Raw genomic sequence first — 18,587 nt, 5'->3', positions numbered from 1 at the left:
GATGCTACCGGAGTTGATATGACAGGCTAGTCGGAGAAATTTTTCTATGTTACAAGCACTATACCTCATGCAGCAAGCCCCGGATCTGGGTAACACTACAATATTTAGCGTTGGCTTAGTTATCGCCTGCTTGCTATTGCTAATTTTGTTGTGGTTGCCCGATTTGCTAACCAAAGAATAAGCAGTTCGCCAACGAGCAATGTACGGGATGTAACGGATGTAACTGAGATGTTGCACCATTTTTAATAAGGCTTTTATGAACGGGATATCCGGCCCGTTCCACAAGAAATTAACTCTTTGTGGAACGGGCCGGAGAGCCCGTTCTTGAAAATGGTTTTACCTTGAATCTCTACTCTATCTGCCTCGCCACTAATCGAGCAAATAATCCTCCCTGTTTTACCAATTCCTCAAACGAACCGAATTCTACTAAACGGCCTGCTTCAATAACATAAATGCGATCGGCATTGCGAATCGTACTCAGGCGGTGGGCGATGACAACTCGCGTCACATTCAACTTATCCAAACTCTCAGTAACGATCGCCTGCGTGCGGTTGTCCAAAGCACTCGTAGCTTCATCCATCAGGATAACCTTTGGTTTGACAACCATCGCGCGCGCAATTAACAATCTCTGCCGCTGTCCTCCCGAAAGATTCGTGCCACCCTCGCTGACAACCGTGTGCATTCCCATCGGCATTTGTTCGATATCGGCGGCTAAACCGGCCATTTGCGCGGCTTCCCAAGCTTCCTCCTGCGTTACCATCGCCCCGCAGGTAATATTGTCAAACATCGAACCAGCATTAATTCTGCCGTTTTGCAGCACTACTCCTAACTGCCGGCGCACAGCTTGAACGTCGAGGCCTGCTAAATCTTGATTGTCGTAATAAACAGTGCCGCTTTGTGCTATTTCAAATCCCAATAACAGCCGAAATAATGTTGATTTGCCGCTACCCGACGGCCCGACGATCGCGATAAATTCCCCCGGTTGAATATTGATGCTGACATCATCTAAAATTGGGGGGCCGTCTTCACGGTAGCGGAAAGTCGCGCGATCGATCGTAATTTGACCTTTCAAGCGGCCGGGATCGGCTTTTGTCGGGTCAGATTCCGGGATTCCCTGGACGATCGGTTTGGCTCGCTCCCACAGCGGTACAATTCCTAAAATATCAGTTAGGGTATTGCTCAAATCTGTGACGCCGGAAAGAAAGGTTCCGAAGGCGGAATTAAAAGCGAGAAACGTCCCCATATTCAGTCCGCCGCCTTCTGTTTGAGAGGTTTGCATGAACATAATTGCAAACCAAAACATCAGAATAGAACTTACTAACGGCAGCGCTTCGTTAAATACAGAAACGCTGTCGTCAATTCGTTTAATTCCCGTTCTTAGTTTAATTTGTTGGCTGTATTTTTTCGCCCAAGCTGCAAAGGCTCGCCCTTCAGCGGCTGCTACCCGCAACTTTGATACTCCGTTAATCAGTTCTACTGTCAGCCCGTTAATGTCGCCTTCTCCTGTTTCCATCTGCCGCTCTTTTGGGATTAAGAGTAAGCTGGATGTGACTGTTACTATAACCGCCAGAAAAGTTAAACCAATTCCGACTAAAGTCAGCGGCAGGCTGTAAACAAACATCAGCCCCAAATTCAACAGGGAAAATATGGCGCTCAAAAGTGTCCGCTGCGTCGCGCCGCTGAGTTGGGCGCGAATTTGATTAACTGCTAATAAGCGAGTTAGCAAGTCCCCAGATGAATAGCTGCGAAAAAATGCCGGTTTTAATCTCAGCAATCGATCCCAAACTGCCGGCTGGAGAGTGCCGCTGGCAGCATTTTCGATCCGCAGCGTCAGAATTGTTTGGGCCATGCTAAATACAGCCCGTCCGATCGCCGCAACTAACAATACCAGCCCTAACTGCCACAGTAACAAACGATCGCTGTCAGGAATAGCATCATTGACCAAAATCGAGGTAGCTTGCGGCGTCACCATCCCCAGCAGCGTTCCCAATATCCCCAGCCCGAAAGCAGCGATCATGTCTTTTTCGTAGCCCTTCGTCCCGAAGCGAAACAGTTCCGCAGCGTTGTGAACTAATAGCGGCAGCGGCCGGTAAAACATGAGAGTTTCTGACGACAACTCTTGGGCTATTGCTTTAGTTACCCGTTTGCGAGTGCGATCGATCGGATCGAACAAAGTATAGCGAGATCCCTTACCGGGCAGCAAAGCTACAGGACGGTTGTCGCACTTTGTATAAGCCAACAGCGGGCCGCAGTTCTGCCGCCACCAATCTCCTACCAGCAACACGCGGCGGGTGCGAAATTGGGACGATCGCGCGATCGCCTCGATCGGATCTTTAACCCGGCTGAAATCTTCGGAACCCGCCGGGGGATTGACTGTTATCCCTTGTGCCTTACCTACAGCCCCAGCAGCGATTAACAGCGGCGTTCCTTCCTCAGACAACGCAGTTTTCCGGGGATGCAAAACCTCGGTTAACTCTCCCAAAGCTGTCTGAGTTACTTGGCGGTTTAGCTGTTCGCGTTCCTGAAAGCGGCGGAATTCCTCTGCTTTTTGCTGGGAAACCAGCAAGTTCAAGTAGCAGCAAAAATACTCGTGCAGCAAAGCTAAACTCGCGGGCAGCCAGTCGGCATTTTCCACCTCTGCTGTTGAGAAAATTTGCACCTCAACTTCCCCGGATGCCACCAGCAGCATATTCCCAGCCAAAGGAAACGCTGGGGAAGCGGAATTTAACTTCAATTCCCCGACACTCGCATCGCCCGACTGGACGCGCACCCAGACAACTGTTCCCGGCGGCGATCGCAGCATTTGACCTTTTTGCAGCGATATCTGCTGCGAGGCTGCTAAAACAACAGTTTCTGGCGCAACTTTTTCCTCCGGCGCGTGAAGCGGATCTATCCCGTAGGGAATCGCCCGTTCTCCCAAATGCTGTATCCACTCTTCCACAAGCGATCGCGTTTTGCTGTCACCAGCAGCCACTAAAGCGGCACAATCTGCGATCGCGATCGGTTCCAGTTCCGTTTCGGCGATCGCTATCGCCAGAAGTCCCCAACCTGGTTTTAAATTTTCTCCCCCCCTTGTAGGGGCGGTGCCCCCGTGCCCGCCCTGGCTGGGGGGGGTAGCTGCGCCGAACAAAGCCTCGCGGGAACTGACGCTGAACAGATAATAGCGGTTTCCGACAGGCTTCTCACTTTGTATCTTTGCTGCAAAAACTGCGATCGCGCCCGACTTAACAATCCATACCTGATGCGGGTCATTCAGCAGCAGCGGTTCATTTCCTTTAATTCGGTGCAGTTTCTTAACAGGATTTAGATCGAGCATAGCTAGTAATTGGCGATTAGTAATATCAAGTCGGGCAGGGGTGTAAAGCCCTGCGTCAAAGAAGACAGTCGGATCGAATCGATCGGGTTAATCCACAGATCCGCCGGGGATTAAAATCCCCGTCTCATAGCTAAAGTCGGTTAAAACCGACTCAATAGCTAATAACAATTTAATCGGTCGTTGCACATATTTCGCTCCCCCTAAATCCCCCTTATTAAGGAGGACGAAATATCGGATTATTGTCCCCCCCTTATTAAGGGGGGTTAGGGGGGATCGTATTCTATACAGCCTCATAAAAAATTGGTATAAGACTGAATAGCCAAATCAAACCATCCCTCATTTCAGTCCTCTGAAGAGGACTTTAGCTATTAGACAGGGAATTCATTCCCAGGCGGAATGTCGGGCTGGCTACTGTATTTCTGCTATTTATTCTTCATTCCCAACCAAAAGAGCATAAGCTCCTCCCAGCTTTTGCAACTCCTCATGAGTGCCTCTTTGAACTACTTTTCCCCCTGCTAGCATAATAATTTCATCGCAATCTCGAATCGTGCTCAAACGGTGAGCAACCACAATACAAGAAGTACCGCGACGCCTCAAATTGCGATCGATAATTAACTCTGTTTCAGCATCCAGAGCACTCGTTGCTTCATCCAGCACCAACACCGCTGGATTCCTCACTAATGCCCTGGCAATTTCCAAGCGCTGTCGCTGTCCGCCGCTCATATTTGTCCCCCCTTCATTGAGTTGAGCATCGTATCCTCCCGGCATATTCAAGATCAGTTCGTGAATTGCCGCATCAATGCACGCTTGCACTAAATCTGCTTCCGGTACTGTGGGGTCCCAAAGCGTGAGATTTTCCCGAACAGTGCCGGCAAATAGAAATATCTCTTGTTCGACCATTGCCAGCGAATTTGCTAGGATAGAACGCGGAATCAAATTGCGGGGAACTCCGTCAAATAAAATTTCGCCATTCATTGGTTCGTAAAGGCCTGTCACAAGTTTGGCAATAGTAGATTTGCCAGAACCGCTGCCCCCCACTAACGCTACCCGCTGACCAGGTTTTACGCTTAAGTTCAAGTTGTCAATTAGCGGCGCTTCCAAGCGGCTGTAGCCAAAACTGACACTCCGCAATTCAATGCTTCCTTGCAGGTGAAAGGAATCTGGTGCAAGGGCGCTGCGGCCGTTTTGACTCTGAAAAGAATCGCGGTCTGCTTCTGGATCGATCGGGTTTTGTAAAACGTCATCAAGTCGGCTTAAATCGGCTTCTAATTCTTGCAGAGTGCTGCCAAAATTGACTAGATTGTTGACGGGTCGGAGGAATTGCTGAGTGAGACTTTGATAGGCAATTAACATCCCGATACTCAAACCGCCGTTCATCACCCGCAAGCCCCCGACAACTAAGATAGCAGTTGCCGCTAATGCCGTTAAAAATGCTGGTAATATTGACAATATTTGAGTGGGCAAAGCCAATTCTTGCTGGGCGTTGCTCATTTTGGCATAGTACCCGGCAAACTTAGAAAATAAATCGAATTCTAAACCGCTAGCTTTGACAGTTTCTATAGATTGAATGCCTGCAATTGCAGCACCGCCAACCTTACCTGTTTCCTGAGCTAATCTGGTGTTAGCATCGACGCGGCTGCGGGATAAAGATTGCAGTGCCAAAAAGTTTAAGGCTGCAAAAACAGCCGCAACACTGGTCAATACCCAGTCGTACATCACCATAATTATTGCATAGAAAACCATCATTACCGCGTCGATCGCAGTTGCAGCAAGTTTCCCCGATAAAATTTCAGCAACCTTGTCATTAACTTGGCAGCGGCTGCTAATTTCACCTGCAAACCGCTGGGCGTAAAATCCCACAGGCAAGCGCAAAGTATGCCAGAGAAACTGTCCCGACATCGAAATCGCCAGCTTGTTTGCCAGCCGCCGCAAATAGAAAAGCCGCATCCGCGCTAGCAGCCCTTGAACGGCCGCCGCCAACAGCATTCCCAATATTAAAGGCCGCAGCCACTCGTGACGGTTTTCGACGAGAATTTCATCTACAAAAATTTGGGTAAATGCCGCGCCAGCCAAACGGGGAACAGTCAGTAATAAACCAGCAATTAAACAAAATGCGATCGCCCAACGGGAATTTTGCAATCGGGAATCTAAAGCACTGGCAATACTCGGTTTTTTCCCACCCTTTTTAAACTCCGGCCCAGGCTCAAAAGTCAAAACAACGCCTGTATAAGCAAACTTAAATTCTTCTAGAGAAACAGTCCTCGGCCCCGATGCGGGGTCGTTGAGATAAACGCGCTTTTTCTTCATCCCCTCAACCACCAAAAAGTGATTGAAATTCCAAAATACAATAAAAGGTGGCGGTACAGTTTTTAACTCTTCAACAGTTTTTTTAAATCCTTTAGCATCTAAGCCGTAAATTCGGGCTGCTTTGAGGATATTAGAAGCTTTACTGCCATCGCGAGAAACGCCGCACTCGCTCCGCAATTGAGCTAAAGGTACTGGGTGTTGGCAGTAACTCAAAATAATTCCTAAAGCAGCAGCACCGCATTCTACTGCTTCCATTTGTAACAGGGTGGGAGTACGAACTCGCCTTAATTTGCGCGGCGTAAAAAACTTGTCAATCCAGGGAATTTTCATCGGCTATTAATGGGTAAAATGACTGATGAATGCTGACTAATACTCTTGTTAACTCTCGTTCCTAGGCAGAGCCTGGGAACGCATGGTGCGAGGCTCTGCCTCGCGGGAGGAGCGAGGCAGAGCCTCTCGGTCGGCATTCCCAGGCTCTGCCTGGGAAGGAGAAAGCGAGCGTGACCGCTGTCAACTGTCAACTGTCAACTGTCAACTGTCAACTGTCAACTGTTAATAAACCCCAGTCAAAGACCTAAAAATAGGAATCACGTAAGAAATCGGCGCTAACTGCCCGATTTGAACCCGAACTAGCGCCGTAGTACCGGGGGAAATCTTGAGAGGAGGCCCGTTCGAGGAAGACCATTTGTAACCGCTGATAGTGTTCGGATCTTGTTGCAATTCGACAAAAACTTGCACGGGAGCACCGCCGCCAGCGATGCTTTTGGCGATGCTGTCAGCCAAATTTTCATTGCCGATAATTGCCGACATATCTTGATTAGTAACCGGAAAAGGAGAAACTTGGGTTACTTTGCCAACAATGCCGCCGTAGCGTTCTCGCTTGACGACGCTAGGGGTAACTTGTACGGTCATTCCCGGTTTAATTTGGTTGCCGTCTCTGTCAGCAAAATAGACAACACTGACCATTTTTTCGCGAGAATTTTTAGATTCAACTGTCCCGATCCTTGTACCGATGTTCAGCATTTGACCTGCAACGGCGCTAACTTCTAAAACGCGGCCGTCGTATTGGCTGGTAATTTTGCTGTCGGCCGTCAACTGATTCTGCAAGTGGGCAATCTTGCGTTTAACTTCCTGAATTTGATTTGTTTGGGCGATCGACTTCTCTAAATCTTGTTGAGCTAGTTTGACCGCTTGGGTTTCCATGTCTTTAATCTTAGTTTTGATTTCGTCAATTTTATTCAGGTTTTGCAGGTACTCCCGTTCGGTGTTACTTTTCTGAACTTTAAGTTCTTGGAGATTGTTTTTAATTTCGTTAAGGCGGTTGAGATTTTGCAGGTACTCCCGTTCGGTATTGGTAGCTTCTACCTTGAGTTGCTGTCGGCTGTTTTTGAGGTCGTCAATTTTATTGAGATTTTGCAGGAATTCGCGATCGCTATTGGTTTTCTGAACGTCGAGTTCCTTTAACTGCGTTTCAATATCCGCCAATTGCATCTGAGAGTCCGCGAATTCCTGTCTCGCTTGCAGCATTACATCCTCGCTGATCGCCCTCTCTTGTTCGTAAAGAACGCGGCGAGTTTCAAACCGCTGCTGCAAAGTTTCCACCAAAGAAGTGATGTGCTGCTTTCGCTGCAAAAGACTGTCCTGTTTTTTGGCGATCGCGGCCAGAGTTTGCTGCCGCAATATCGGTGCAACTTGTTCTCGCCGCAAACTTTCTTCCAAACTTTGGCGTTTTTCTGCTAAGGCTGTCAGAGTTTGCTGCCGCAGTACCGGCGCAATTTGTTCTCGACGCAAACTTTCTTCCAAACTTTGCCGTTTTTGCTCTAATGCCGCCATACTTTGCTGGTGCAGTATCGGTGCAACTGACTCCCTATTCAAGCTTTCTTGAAGGTCTTTTTGCTGCTGTTCTAGCGTTTTTAATTCCAGGGCAATCTGCTGTTTTTGCAGCTTATTAGTATCTTGCTTTTGCCCTTGTAGTTCAGCTAATTTCGCTTTCTCTTGCTCTAGCTGCTGCTTGAGGTCTAGTTTATCAATTCTACCGATTTCCTGACCCCGTTTAACAACATCTCCAGGCTTGATATTTAGCTTTACCAATTGACCGGAACTAGCAGCTTGAAATTGCACGACTCGGCGGGGCAGAAGCAACACGCCTTGACCGGAAACAGTCAGCGGAATTCGCCCGATCGCACTCCAAACCCCCGCAGCAGCAACTAAACAGCCAATTGCAGTTAGTGGCAGCCACGATCGAGGACTAACCACCTGCATCATTTCGTCGAGGCGTTCCGGTGAAGATAAGCGATCGATCGCTTCAGTAGTGAAAAGTTTGTTTTGTTTTACCTGCATCAGCTATTCCTTTCGAGAGTGCGATCGCGCTGTCAGCAGGGGTGTATTTGAAGGGGAAATTCCTTGCAAGTCAATTGAGGCACAAACAATTTCCCAACAAACGTTCAAAGCTTCCGTGCAATTACTTGAATCTTCTCACTCCTGTTTGCAGCTTGCCTGTAAAATCACTTTACGACAATTAACCCTCGTAAGACCTAACTAACAGTAGAGTTTTCCGCTAACAAAAAGACCAGCTTGCAGCTAGTCTTCAGACGGGGGAATGACCCGAACTTTCGGCTAGGTATCGCCCGCAGCCAGTGTCTACACATTGGTCATCAGTTAAGTTAAAAACACTTTTGTCAATGAGCAGAATTACTCTAAGGTATCGAAGTAGCAACTTAAAATGTGCTGCTAAGGATTGCTATATAGTTTGATTTTTGATAAGTTCATTAAACCAACCCCAGTGCAACAAAAGGCTCTAGATTTGCTTGGTGTTTCTCTAATTTATACGCAGTAAACCGCGCGCCCAAATCTTTCTTTAAAAAGCTTACTCTACACTGAATATGCCTTTTCTCAGTTGGGGAATCTCAGTGTAATTAGTGATTGGTAATGGTATGTTGGGTAGAACGAAGAGAAACCCCACCTACAATTACTATTAAGAGTCAAAGTCAAAAGTCATTAGTCAACAGTCAACAGTCAACAGTCAACAGTCAACAGTCAACAGTCAACAGTCAGCAGTCAACAGTCAGCAGTCAACAGTCAACAGTCAACAGTCAAAAGTTAACAGTCAACAGTTAATTGTTAACCGTTGACTGTTAAACTGAATGCGTGTGCCGAACTCGCTATAAACTGCCGGAATGGCTGTTCATTCTTTGGATTTAGAACTTTTGGAAAGCTTACCCTCAAAAGGTTGAACTCCACTATTTGGATAGTTGTCATCGCTGGGGCTAAAAATCCGCACCGCTGCTTCCGAAACGTAACGCATCGCGTTTGCCAAAGATTTAGAAAGATTCATAGAATCTGCCTCTCTTGTCTGAGTTCTGATACTTTTAATATTACTATGATTTTTGGGCTGTGGATGAGTTTAGCAATATTTATTTGAATTACTTATTGGTCTGCAACAATGAAACAAGCTGAAGGTTTCAGAAATTACGCATTTTTGGACGATCGACCTTTTGCTGGTAGATTTTTCCTTGCTCAACTCAAGCAGTCGCGATCGCCCTCCGACGCTCAGAAACCGCGTTGTCTAACTCTATTCAAAGGCTGCAACGAAATATTTTCGCAAAAAACCCGCAACGCTTGAGTGTTTCTGCTTAATTCCTGAGTTTGTTAAATTAAGTATTTATATTGATTTTACCATAATATTAATCTACCACTTAACCGAAATCCGCTATTAAAGGGCATAATCAGCGAATTTTTCCGACAAATATCTGCAATCTTTATCAAAAATTTACAAAAAGATATGGTGTTTGTCACTATAATTAAGAAAAAGAAGTTTGTCCGGGGTTTTTCTTATGAAAACTACCACAGAAAGCCTGCAGCTCACAGGTTTTGACGAAATCTTAGAAGACCGGGAACTGACGGTTTCTTCAGCAGATTACAGCCTTTTGACCGATCTCTACCAGCTAACGATGGCCGCTTGTTACGTCGGGGAAGGGCTCGACGGGCGGGGCGCGAGTTTTGAGTTGTTCGCGCGCAGGCTGCCAGAGGGTTTTGGCTACGCGATCGCGATGGGTTTGGCTCAAGTTATCGATTATTTGGAAAAATTTCGGTTTTCGCCGGCGCAAATTCAGGCTTTGCAGTCCACTGGGATTTTTGCCGGCGCCCTGGAGCAATTTTGGACTTTACTCGCCACAGCCCGCTTTACTGGGGATGTTTGGGCGGTGCCGGAGGGGACGGCGGTGTTTGCCAACGAGCCTCTGCTGCGAATTGAGGCTCCTCTGTGGCAGGCTCAGTTGGTGGAAACTTATTTATTGAATGCCATAAATTATCAAACTTTGATTGCGACGCGGGCAGCGCGGCTGCGCGATGTGGCGGGCCCAGAGGCTAAGTTGCTGGAATTCGGGACGCGCAGGGCTTTTGGGCCTCAAGCTGCTGTTTGGGCGGCTAGGGCTGCCTTGGCTGCGGGATTCGACGGAACTTCTAATGTTTTGGCTGCTTTGAAGTTGGGCCGCAAGCCTGTCGGTACTATGGCTCATGCTTTGGTAATGGCTGTTGCCGCCCTCGAAGGCAGCGAGAATCAGGCGTTTGCAGCTTTTCACCGCTATTTTCCGGGGGCGCCGCTGCTGATCGATACTTATGATACTGTGGCGGCGGCGCGGATGTTGGCCGATCGAGTAAACAGCGGTGAAATGCTGTTGGAAGGCGTGCGGCTGGATTCGGGCGATTTGGCGGTGCTGTCTCGGGAAGTTCGATCGATCCTTCCGGGTGTTCCAATTTTTGCTAGTGGCGATTTGGACGATCGAGAAATTGCTAAATTAAAAAGTAGCGGTGCTTGCATTGACGGTTACGGTTTGGGAACCAAGTTGGTCAGCGGTTCCCCTGTGAACGGTGTTTATAAGTTGGTGGAAATTGATGGAATTCCGGTGATGAAAGAGGCAAGCGGCAAGGTAACATATCCAGGAAGAAAGCAAATTTTTAGACATATTGAAAATGGACACATTCTCGGAGATTGTTTGGGATTGTCAGGAGAAACTATTCACAATTGCGATTCTTACTTACCATTAATGGAGTTGGTTGTCAAGGATGGCAAACGAGTGCAGAACCACGAAAGTTTGGAGGATATCGCCAAACGAACTGCTGCTTCTGTCGCCAGTCTTCGACCCGAAACTCGCCAACTTGACAACCCGATTTCGCCGCCTGTGGAAATTTCTACAGATTTGCAGAGTCTCACCCAAAAAACCAAAAAGAGTCAGTAGTCAGTAGTCATTAGTCATTAGTCATTAGTCATTAGTCAGTAGTCATTAGTGAACAGTCAACAGTCAACAGTCAACAGTCAACAGTCAACAGTCAACAGTCATTAGTCAACAATTCCCCATTAACTATTAACGATATTACCGATTACCTATGCAGAAGATTGCTCTTTTTGGAACCAGTGCCGATCCACCCACAGCAGGACACAAAACAATTCTGAGTTGGCTTTCCCAACATTTTGATTGGGTAGCAGTTTGGGCGTCGGACAATCCTTTTAAGTCGCACCAAACTTCTCTAGAACACCGATCGGCAATGCTGCTGTTAATGATTCAAGAAATTAATTCGCCCAGACACAATCTTTGCTTGCATCCAGAACTCAGCAGTCCGAGGACGGTGGAAACTGTGGAACAAGCAAGATTGCTGTGGCCGAATGCAGATTTGACGCTGGTAATAGGTTCGGACTTGGTGGGGCAACTGTCTCGCTGGTACAAATTTGAACAATTGTTAAAACAAGTGGACTTGCTGATAGTACCGCGACCGGGTTATCCGTCAGAACAATTAGATTTGTGGCAGTTGAGGCGCATGGGTGCAGAGGTGGCGATCGCATCTTTGAATGGTCCCAATGTTTCTTCTACCTTCTATCGGGAAACAGGAGACACCCAAGCCCTGACTCCGACCATCGAAGATTACATCAATAGGGAGCATTTGTACGCATGGCACGAGGCACGAAAAAGAGCGAAGGTTGCTCATTAGCTGACTTTAAAGTAGGAGTAGATAATGTGATTTTTTCCGTCGATGCCGTGCAGAACCGCTTGTTGGTACTGTTGGTAATGCGGCAAGACGAACCGTTTATGGATTCTTGGAGTCTTCCTGGTACTTTGGTGCGGGACGGAGAGTCTCTTGAAAATGCGGCTTACCGGATTTTGTCTGAGAAAATTCGGGTAAAAAATTTGTATCTGGAGCAATTGTATACTTTCGGAGAACCGGGGCGCGATCCTCGGGAAGTTACCAGGGGCGATCGCTATCTTTCGGTGAGTTATTTTGCTTTGGTTCGCTTTGAGGAAGCTGAGTTAATTGCTGGGAGTGTAGTGGCGGGTGTGGGCCACCGCGTCGGCGGCATTGCTTGGTATCCCGTGCAACAAGTTCCTAAGCTGGCCTTCGATCACAATCAAATTCTCGAATACGGATACCGGCGACTGCGTAACAAACTTGAATACAGTCCGGTAGCTTTTGAAGTTTTGCCGGATGTTTTTACTTTGAGCGATTTGTATCAGCTTTATACAACTATTTTGGGGGAAAGTTTTTCTGATTATTCTAATTTTAGATCTCGATTGTTAAAATTGGGTTTTTTGTGCGATACCGGTGTTAAGGTTTCGCGGGGGGCTGGCCGCCCTGCTAGTTTGTACCGCTTTGATGCGGCCGCTTTTGCTCCTTTAAAAAATAAGCCGTTGGTTTTTATTTAGCTGTTACTTAGATGACATTCTGGGATCAATTTAGTAACATTAGAATAGAAGCTATTAAGGAGTGCAGACGATGAAAGACCCTGATGAATGCGCTAATATTCACGAAGTTCGGGAGGAAATTGATATCATCGATCGAGAAGTGATCGAGGCTTTGAGCAAGAGATTTCAATACGTCATCGCGGCAGCAAGGTTCAAAACGAGTGAAGCTAGCGTTAAATCGTTCGATCGCTTTCACGATATGTTACAGAAGCGGCGCGAGTGGGCTCAAGAATCGGGTTTGAATCCTGATGTGGTTGAAAATATTTACCGGGATTTGGTAAATTATTATATTGAGGAAGAGTTGAAACATTACAAATCCAAGTAATCTTTCGCTACATTCAAATCTAGGACTATAGGAAAGTGAGTCCGCGCGGGCGGACTGTTAGCAATATTTATTAGGTGATTTGGTGAGATGAAAATTGCGATCGCACAACTTAACCCTACTATTGGTGATATCTTTGGCAACTCCCACCTAATTCTGGAGGCTGCGAAAAAAGCTGAGATTGAGGGCGCAAACTTATTGCTAACACCGGAACTTTCCCTGATCGGTTATCCGCCGCGCGATTTGTTAATCAATCCGAGTTTCATTGCAGATGCAGGTGCACAGTTGCTGCAACTGGCGCAAGCTTTGCCACCGGAGTTGGCAGTCATAGCAGGCACTGCCTTACCTAATGCTAATGCTGTTCAACTAGGCGGAAAATCATTGTTTAATAGCGCTGTTTTGTTGCAAAATGGCGTGGTCAAACAAGTTTTTCATAAACGCTTGTTGCCTACTTATGATGTATTTGATGAAGACAGATATTTTGCACCGGGAGAAAACAGCAATTATTTTACTATTGGCGAAGTCAAAATCGGCGTGACAATTTGTGAAGATTTGTGGAACAATGAGGAGTTTTGGGGTAAACGCAGTTACGCGGGCGATCCGGTTTCCGATTTGGCAAAATTGGGTGTAGATTTAGTGGTGAATTTGTCGGCATCGCCTTATTCTGCGGGAAAGCGGGGAGTGCGATCGGCGATGTTGCAGCACAGCGTCATCCGCTGCGGGAAACCGATTATTTACGCTAATCAGGTAGGGGGAAATGACGATATTATTTTTGACGGCAGCAGTTTTGCTGTGAATCGAAAGGGTGATTTGATTGAGGTATTAGCTTCTTTTGAAACTGATTTTGCGGTGCTGGAATATGACCAAGCTAAACAAGATTTAGTGGGCAGCAATCAGCAAAGTGCAGCAGGAATTGAGGCGGCGCCGTTGAGTTTTTATCCGGCGGTTGGAGATGCAGAAATTTGGGCTGCTTTGGTTTTGGGAGTGCGAGATTATGTCCGCAAGTGCGGTTTTTCTAAGGTTGTACTCGGTTTGAGCGGTGGGATAGATTCGGCTTTGGTGGCGGCGATCGCCACTTGCGCGATCGGGCACGAAAATGTTCTAGGGGTGTTGATGCCTTCTCCTTACAGTTCGGATCATTCGGTTAATGATGCTGTGGAATTAGCCCGAAATCTGGGCATCGCGATCGAACAATTGCCGATCGGCGATTTGATGGAAACTTACGATCGCACTCTCGCCAATTTGTTTGTCAATACAACTTTCGGGATTGCTGAGGAAAATATTCAATCGCGGATTCGAGGCAATCTGTTGATGGCAATTTCTAACAAGTTCGGACATTTGCTGCTTTCGACGGGCAATAAGTCGGAAATGGCGGTGGGTTACTGCACTCTCTACGGCGATATGAATGGGGGATTGGCGGTGATTTCCGATGTGCCGAAAACTCGCGTTTATTCGCTTTGTAGGTGGCTGAATTCTGAGTTCGAGCAGGGGAAAGATGATGCTCTGTGGGGAAAAAAAGAAATCATTCCGGTTAATATTATTAATAAAGCGCCGAGTGCTGAACTGAAACCTGGCCAAATTGACCAAGATTCTTTGCCGGATTACGATGTTTTGGATGACATCTTGTATCGGTTGATAGAACATCACGAATCTGCCCAAAAAATGGTCGCTGCCGGACACGATGAAGCCGTGGTTAAACGGGTAGTAAAATTAGTGAGGCAAGCGGAGTTTAAACGGCGGCAAGCAGCCCCGGGTTTGAAAATTAGCGATCGAGCTTTTGGTACCGGTTGGCGGATGCCGATCGCCAAATCTTCATTCTATTAAACGCATCATTAAACGCACAATGGTTAACATCGACGGTACTTTCGGCTTCGATTTTCTCGCGGGAACTCTCAGCAACGATACGATGAGAGGATTTGCGGGTAATGATACTATTCAAGGTTTGGGGGGAAATGACCGAATTTTTGGCGATCGGGACAATGATTTGCTAGCAGGAAATGAAGGCGCTGATACGCTGTCTGGGGGTCAGGGAAGCGATACAATCTATGGAGGACAAGAGTCGGATTGGATGTTTGGCGATCGGGGTAACGATTTGCTAATAGGCGGCGAAGGCGGGGATATCTTAACAGGAGGGGCGGGGGATGATTTATTTGTGATTGAAAGAACCTCCGCCGCATTTACTATTACTGAAGCCGATATAATTACAGATTTTGGCAACGGCAATGATAAAATTGTCTTGACAGAAGGCATGAAGTTTAGCGATTTAGATATTTCTGTTTCCGATAACCAAACTATTATGAAAGACAAAAACTCTGGTAATTATTTAGGAGTTGTTTCGGGAAATTCTAATCTGACTGAATCCAACTTTATGTCGCTGTTTGGGGGGATAGATATGGGTCAGCTTTTGCCAATTTCGGTTAACACGATTATAGCCGATCGCGCGATCGGACTAGAAGTGGCGCAAACTCCCCAAGAACAAGCCACAGGTTTAATGTTTCGGACAGAATTGCCAGATGACAGGGGAATGCTTTTCCCCATCGAACCAGCGCGAAACGTGCGTTTTTGGATGAAAAACGTGTTTATTGAGCTCGATATGGTTTTTCTGCGGGAAGGCGTAGTGCAGGCAATAATTCCTAATGTACCGCCGTGTTTGACCGAAACCTGCCCCAACTATGGCCCGGATGTTCCCGTTGACGGAGTGATCGAACTAAGAGGCGGAAGGGCGGCCCAATTGGGACTCAAAGTTGGCGATCGGATTCCCAATTTACCCTAAAAAGGTAGATGATATCATGTCTGTTTGATTCGGACTTGTATGATATTAAATTTTGTAGGGGCGGGTTCACAAACAAGAATTGCCCATAATCTACAATATAATAAACCCGCCCCCGCCCATACTACCGGACATGATATGATTTTATCGCAGCATTCAACATTTGTGCATCCCATGAATCCTATTGAATTAAAAATAATCCCCAACCAAACTCAAGACGGTTTAGCTTACCAACATTTGCGCTTGCGAATTACAACTCAAGACGGTATCATCACACCAGATGATTTACAAGGTTTGAAACTTCCTCAAGACGTTCAATTAAGCCAAGGAATTGTCATTGAAGGTAGAGGAGCAATTTGGCTGTACGGGTATTTAGTGCACGAATGTCATCCTGCAGCTTGGGTGGGATGTTACGATCCGCGATTAGAAGGTGCGGTGGTAGTAGCGACGCACAAGCACGAGGTATCTGTTGGACAGGTATTAAAATTGAGTTTACCAAGCGATTAAGACTCTCCTGAGTTTTAGGTGATAATAAATAAAAATAAAACTTCCCGTGGTGGGGGCATATTACCTGCGTTAGCGACACGCTAACTACTGTTTCCACCACAAATCCAGGAGAGTGGCGATTAAATTAGAGCGTGTTAAGTGAATGGTCCGAACTATTGTGCACCAGAATATCCAGCTATGAATGCCGCTCCAGAAAAGCAAGTCTTGAACAGGCAGGATGCCTGTGCCACAATAATATAATTTTTGGAGAAGTCTATTCAGAAACATTAGTCGATCGCCACACACCCGCGCGAATCTTTTTTGTCAGAAGCTTCGGGCGATCGACAAAACACTCCTAAATTTAGCAAATTTGCAATTTTAGTGTGAGGACTTATGACCATTACTCGCGTCTCTGTTGACTCAGCAGGCAATCAGGCGAACGGCTTCTCCAACGCTTACTCCATCTCAGCCAACGGGCGGTTTGTGGCGTTTCAATCTCAGGCATTCAACCTCGTGCCGGGAGACACCAACAATAAAAACGACATCTTCGTGCGGGACTTGTCAACCAATACTACCACCCGCATCTCTGTAGATTCAGCAGGCATTCAGGGAAACAACGACTCCTCCCATCCCTCAATCTCAGCCGACGGGCGGTTTGTGGCGTTTGCATCTTTTTCCAACCTAGTGCCGGAGGATACTAACAATACCAGCGACATCTTCGTGCGGGACTTGTTAACCAATACCACCACCCGCGTCTCTGTAGACTCAGCAGGCATTCAGGGGAACAGGGACTCCAACAATTCCGCCATCTCAGCCGACGGGCGGTTTGTGGCGTTTACTTCTTTTGCCTCCAACCTAGTGCCGGGAGACACGAACAATCGGTTCGACATCTTCGTGCGGGACTTGTCAACCAATACCACCACCCGCGCCTCTGTAGACTCAGCAGGCAATCAGGGTAACAGCGACTCCCTCACCCCCTCCATCTCAGCCGACGGGCGGTTTGTGGCGTTTACTTCTTTTGCCTCCAACCGATTGGGAGAGACGAACAATCGCGACGACATCTTCGTGCGGGACTTGTTAACCAATACCACCACCCGCGTCTCTGTAGACTCAGCAGGCAATCCGGGGAACAGCGACTCCTCCAGTCCCTCCATCTCAGCCGACGGGCGGTTTGTGGCGTTTGAATCTCAGGCATCCAACCTAGTGCCGGGAGACACTAACAATTTTTTTAACCAAGCTAAAATCTTCGTGCGGGACTTGTCAACTAATACTACCACCCGCGTCTCTGTAAACTCAGCAGGCATTCAGGGGGACGAAAACTCCTTCAACCCCTCCATCTCCGCCGACGGGCGGTTTGTGGCGTTTACTTCTCGTTCCTCCAACCTCGTGCCGGGAGACACTAACAATAAACAGGACATCTTCGTGCGGGACTTGTCAACCAATACTATCACCCGCGTCTCTGTAGATTCAGCAGGCGATCGGGGGCAGCATGACGACGCGTTATTTGGGCCCTTAATATCAGCCGACGGGCGGTTTGTGGCGTTTGCATCTGGTGCATCCAACCTCGTGCCGGGGGATACCAACAATACCACCGACATCTTTGTTTCTGACATCGGCAACAATAACTCTGCAAACGTCATCAACGGCACTCCCGGCAACGACGTGCTCACTGGCACTCCCGGCAACGACACCATCAACGGTTTGGCAGGCGATGACGTGCTGACTGGTTTGCGGGGCAACGATATCATCAATGGTGGCGACGGCAGCGATAACCTGTCTGGGGGAAAAGGTTTTGACACCCTCAACGGCGGTTTGGGCAACGATATTCTAGTCGGTGGCGTGGGCAACGATGTATTTGTTTTAGGTGCGGGATTGGGAGTTGATACCATCTCTGATTTCGCCAACTCTCAAGATACCATTCAATTAATCAACGGCTTGACCTTCGGACAGCTATCAATTTCTCCTGGAACTAACAGCACATTAATTAGAGTAGCCAGCAGCGGTGAAGTTTTAGCTGCTTTGACAGGCGTTGCTCCCAATTTCATTGGCCCAGAAGATTTCGTGTCTGTTTAGATACAGCATATTCCATGTATATATGATACACTGTATTTAGTACATAAGCGAAAAAAATGAAACCTTATTCGATCGAGTTGCGTGAGAAAATAGTTAAAATTTATGAACAAGGTGATACCTCGATTAGAAAAGTAGCCGCCAGATTTGATGTGAGTAAAGGGTTTGTTCAAAAAATCTTAAAACAAAAACAAACCATTGGTCATGTTCAACCCAGAAAACAAGGTGGAAGTCTTAAAAGTGTCTTAAACTCGCGCACAACTGAATTGATCCAGATGGTAGAAAAATATCCGGATAGCACGTTGTCAGAATATTGTGAATATTGGCTTATGAACTACAAGGAAGCTGTCAGCCCTAGCATGATGTGTCGTGAATTACAAAAACAAAATTTAACGCTAAAAAAAAGACCATACGCAGTAGTCAGGCTGCCACTGAAAGAGTGCAAATTCTGAGGTGTGAATATTGGGAAAAAGTGAAAAATATTGACCCTGACAACCTCGTTTTTTTGGATGAAATGGGCGTTTTATTAGGGTTAACACGAACCCATGCACGTTCAATATGTGGTAGTAGAGTCTACGATTT

At 47.0% G+C, this 18,587-nt stretch carries 16 protein-coding genes; 12 read left to right on the top strand and 4 right to left on the bottom strand.

Translation table 11 applies throughout. The features are described from left to right. Positions 1-46: 46 nt before the first annotated feature. A complete protein-coding gene (locus QUB06_RS14410) occupies positions 47-181 on the top strand; it encodes a hypothetical protein (RefSeq protein ID WP_333337017.1) in 135 nt (44 codons plus the stop codon). A gap of 168 nt (positions 182-349) precedes the next feature. Here the strand turns inward: QUB06_RS14410 and QUB06_RS14405 are convergent, their stop codons facing one another. The 3 genes from QUB06_RS14405 to QUB06_RS14395 all read right to left on the bottom strand — a co-directional run bounded on the left by QUB06_RS14405 (position 350) and on the right by QUB06_RS14395 (position 7,963). Beyond that, entirely contained in the window at positions 350-3,316 is a 2,967-nt protein-coding gene (locus tag QUB06_RS14405) for an NHLP bacteriocin export ABC transporter permease/ATPase subunit (protein WP_333435821.1), read from the bottom strand. A gap of 426 nt (positions 3,317-3,742) precedes the next feature. After that, positions 3,743-5,953 carry an NHLP family bacteriocin export ABC transporter peptidase/permease/ATPase subunit gene (locus QUB06_RS14400; protein ID WP_333435820.1) on the bottom strand — a complete coding sequence of 737 codons (2,211 nt, stop codon included), beginning with the start codon at positions 5,951-5,953 and terminating at the stop codon, positions 3,743-3,745. Positions 5,954-6,175: 222 nt separating this feature from the next. Continuing rightward, positions 6,176-7,963: an NHLP bacteriocin system secretion protein gene (locus QUB06_RS14395; RefSeq protein ID WP_333435819.1), complete on the bottom strand. Its 1,788-nt coding sequence runs from the start codon at positions 7,961-7,963 to the stop codon at positions 6,176-6,178. 588 nt (positions 7,964-8,551) lie between these two features. Here QUB06_RS14395 and QUB06_RS14390 point away from each other — a divergent pair. Beyond that, a complete protein-coding gene (locus QUB06_RS14390) occupies positions 8,552-8,740 on the top strand; it encodes a hypothetical protein (RefSeq protein WP_333435818.1) in 189 nt (62 codons plus the stop codon). Between the two features lie 67 nt (positions 8,741-8,807). On the opposite strand, the gene QUB06_RS14385 is transcribed toward QUB06_RS14390, so the two are convergent. Further along, positions 8,808-8,957: an isochorismate synthase gene (locus QUB06_RS14385; RefSeq protein WP_333143642.1), complete on the bottom strand. Its 150-nt coding sequence runs from the start codon at positions 8,955-8,957 to the stop codon at positions 8,808-8,810. A gap of 108 nt (positions 8,958-9,065) precedes the next feature. Here QUB06_RS14385 and QUB06_RS14380 point away from each other — a divergent pair, with 108 nt between their 5' ends. From QUB06_RS14380 to QUB06_RS14335, 10 genes are all read left to right on the top strand, one after another. Then, complete coding sequence (locus QUB06_RS14380; protein ID WP_333435817.1) at positions 9,066-9,245, top strand: hypothetical protein; 180 nt, start codon at positions 9,066-9,068, stop codon at positions 9,243-9,245. Between the two features lie 211 nt (positions 9,246-9,456). Further along, positions 9,457-10,860: a nicotinate phosphoribosyltransferase gene (locus tag QUB06_RS14375; RefSeq protein ID WP_333435816.1), complete on the top strand. Its 1,404-nt coding sequence runs from the start codon at positions 9,457-9,459 to the stop codon at positions 10,858-10,860. Between the two features lie 148 nt (positions 10,861-11,008). After that, a complete protein-coding gene (locus tag QUB06_RS14370) occupies positions 11,009-11,608 on the top strand; it encodes a nicotinate-nucleotide adenylyltransferase (protein ID WP_333286505.1) in 600 nt (199 codons plus the stop codon). Further along, positions 11,569-12,318, top strand: coding sequence for an NrtR DNA-binding winged helix domain-containing protein (locus QUB06_RS14365; protein WP_333435815.1), 750 nt, complete (start codon positions 11,569-11,571; stop codon positions 12,316-12,318). The genes QUB06_RS14370 and QUB06_RS14365 overlap by 40 nt, the downstream gene beginning before the upstream one ends. 70 nt (positions 12,319-12,388) lie before the next feature. After that, positions 12,389-12,682, top strand: coding sequence for an isochorismate lyase (locus tag QUB06_RS14360; protein WP_333435814.1), 294 nt, complete (start codon positions 12,389-12,391; stop codon positions 12,680-12,682). A gap of 87 nt (positions 12,683-12,769) precedes the next feature. Next, positions 12,770-14,503 (top strand): NAD+ synthase, encoded by a 1,734-nt coding sequence (locus tag QUB06_RS14355; RefSeq protein WP_333435813.1) that lies wholly within the window; start codon positions 12,770-12,772, stop codon positions 14,501-14,503. A 19-nt stretch (positions 14,504-14,522) separates the two neighbouring features. Beyond that, the gene (locus QUB06_RS14350; RefSeq protein ID WP_333435812.1) at positions 14,523-15,452 is read left to right on the top strand and encodes a DUF192 domain-containing protein; all 930 of its coding nucleotides are present in this window, start codon (positions 14,523-14,525) and stop codon (positions 15,450-15,452) included. A gap of 171 nt (positions 15,453-15,623) precedes the next feature. After that, positions 15,624-15,956, top strand: a complete 333-nt coding sequence (gene crn3, locus QUB06_RS14345) for a CRISPR-associated ring nuclease Crn3/Csx3 (protein WP_190741266.1) — start codon at positions 15,624-15,626, stop codon at positions 15,954-15,956. 372 nt (positions 15,957-16,328) lie between these two features. Beyond that, on the top strand, positions 16,329-18,008 hold the full coding sequence (locus QUB06_RS14340; RefSeq protein WP_333435811.1) for a calcium-binding protein: 1,680 nt from the start codon (positions 16,329-16,331) through the stop codon (positions 18,006-18,008). Between the two features lie 56 nt (positions 18,009-18,064). Continuing rightward, entirely contained in the window at positions 18,065-18,457 is a 393-nt protein-coding gene (locus QUB06_RS14335; RefSeq protein ID WP_333435810.1) for a transposase, read from the top strand. The last annotated feature ends 130 nt before the right edge of the window (positions 18,458-18,587 follow it).

Source organism: Microcoleus sp. D2_18a_D3, from assembly GCF_036702455.1.
In the GTDB taxonomy this organism is placed as follows: Bacteria; Cyanobacteriota; Cyanobacteriia; order Cyanobacteriales; family Microcoleaceae; genus Microcoleus.
Note: the sequence above shows the minus strand (reverse complement) of the source record. Positions and strands in the feature narration are given on the sequence as shown.

Bases quoted from the DNA above. Each gene is read 5' to 3' on its own strand.
- QUB06_RS14375 (WP_333435816.1), top strand. From the start codon at position 9,457: ATGAAAACTACCACAGAAAGCCTGCAGCTCACAGGTTTTGACGAAATC.
- QUB06_RS14410 (WP_333337017.1), top strand. From the start codon at position 47: ATGTTACAAGCACTATACCTCATGCAGCAAGCCCCGGATCTGGGTAAC.
- QUB06_RS14395 (WP_333435819.1), bottom strand. From the start codon at position 7,963: ATGCAGGTAAAACAAAACAAACTTTTCACTACTGAAGCGATCGATCGC.
- QUB06_RS14350 (WP_333435812.1), top strand. From the start codon at position 14,523: ATGGTTAACATCGACGGTACTTTCGGCTTCGATTTTCTCGCGGGAACT.
- QUB06_RS14365 (WP_333435815.1), top strand. From the start codon at position 11,569: ATGGCACGAGGCACGAAAAAGAGCGAAGGTTGCTCATTAGCTGACTTT.
- QUB06_RS14405 (WP_333435821.1), bottom strand. From the start codon at position 3,316: ATGCTCGATCTAAATCCTGTTAAGAAACTGCACCGAATTAAAGGAAAT.
- QUB06_RS14400 (WP_333435820.1), bottom strand. From the start codon at position 5,953: ATGAAAATTCCCTGGATTGACAAGTTTTTTACGCCGCGCAAATTAAGG.
- QUB06_RS14340 (WP_333435811.1), top strand. From the start codon at position 16,329: ATGACCATTACTCGCGTCTCTGTTGACTCAGCAGGCAATCAGGCGAAC.
- QUB06_RS14335 (WP_333435810.1), top strand. From the start codon at position 18,065: ATGAAACCTTATTCGATCGAGTTGCGTGAGAAAATAGTTAAAATTTAT.
- crn3 (WP_190741266.1), top strand. From the start codon at position 15,624: ATGAATCCTATTGAATTAAAAATAATCCCCAACCAAACTCAAGACGGT.
- QUB06_RS14355 (WP_333435813.1), top strand. From the start codon at position 12,770: ATGAAAATTGCGATCGCACAACTTAACCCTACTATTGGTGATATCTTT.
- QUB06_RS14370 (WP_333286505.1), top strand. From the start codon at position 11,009: ATGCAGAAGATTGCTCTTTTTGGAACCAGTGCCGATCCACCCACAGCA.
- QUB06_RS14360 (WP_333435814.1), top strand. From the start codon at position 12,389: ATGAAAGACCCTGATGAATGCGCTAATATTCACGAAGTTCGGGAGGAA.
- QUB06_RS14385 (WP_333143642.1), bottom strand. From the start codon at position 8,957: ATGAATCTTTCTAAATCTTTGGCAAACGCGATGCGTTACGTTTCGGAA.
- QUB06_RS14390 (WP_333435818.1), top strand. From the start codon at position 8,552: ATGGTATGTTGGGTAGAACGAAGAGAAACCCCACCTACAATTACTATT.
- QUB06_RS14380 (WP_333435817.1), top strand. From the start codon at position 9,066: ATGAAACAAGCTGAAGGTTTCAGAAATTACGCATTTTTGGACGATCGA.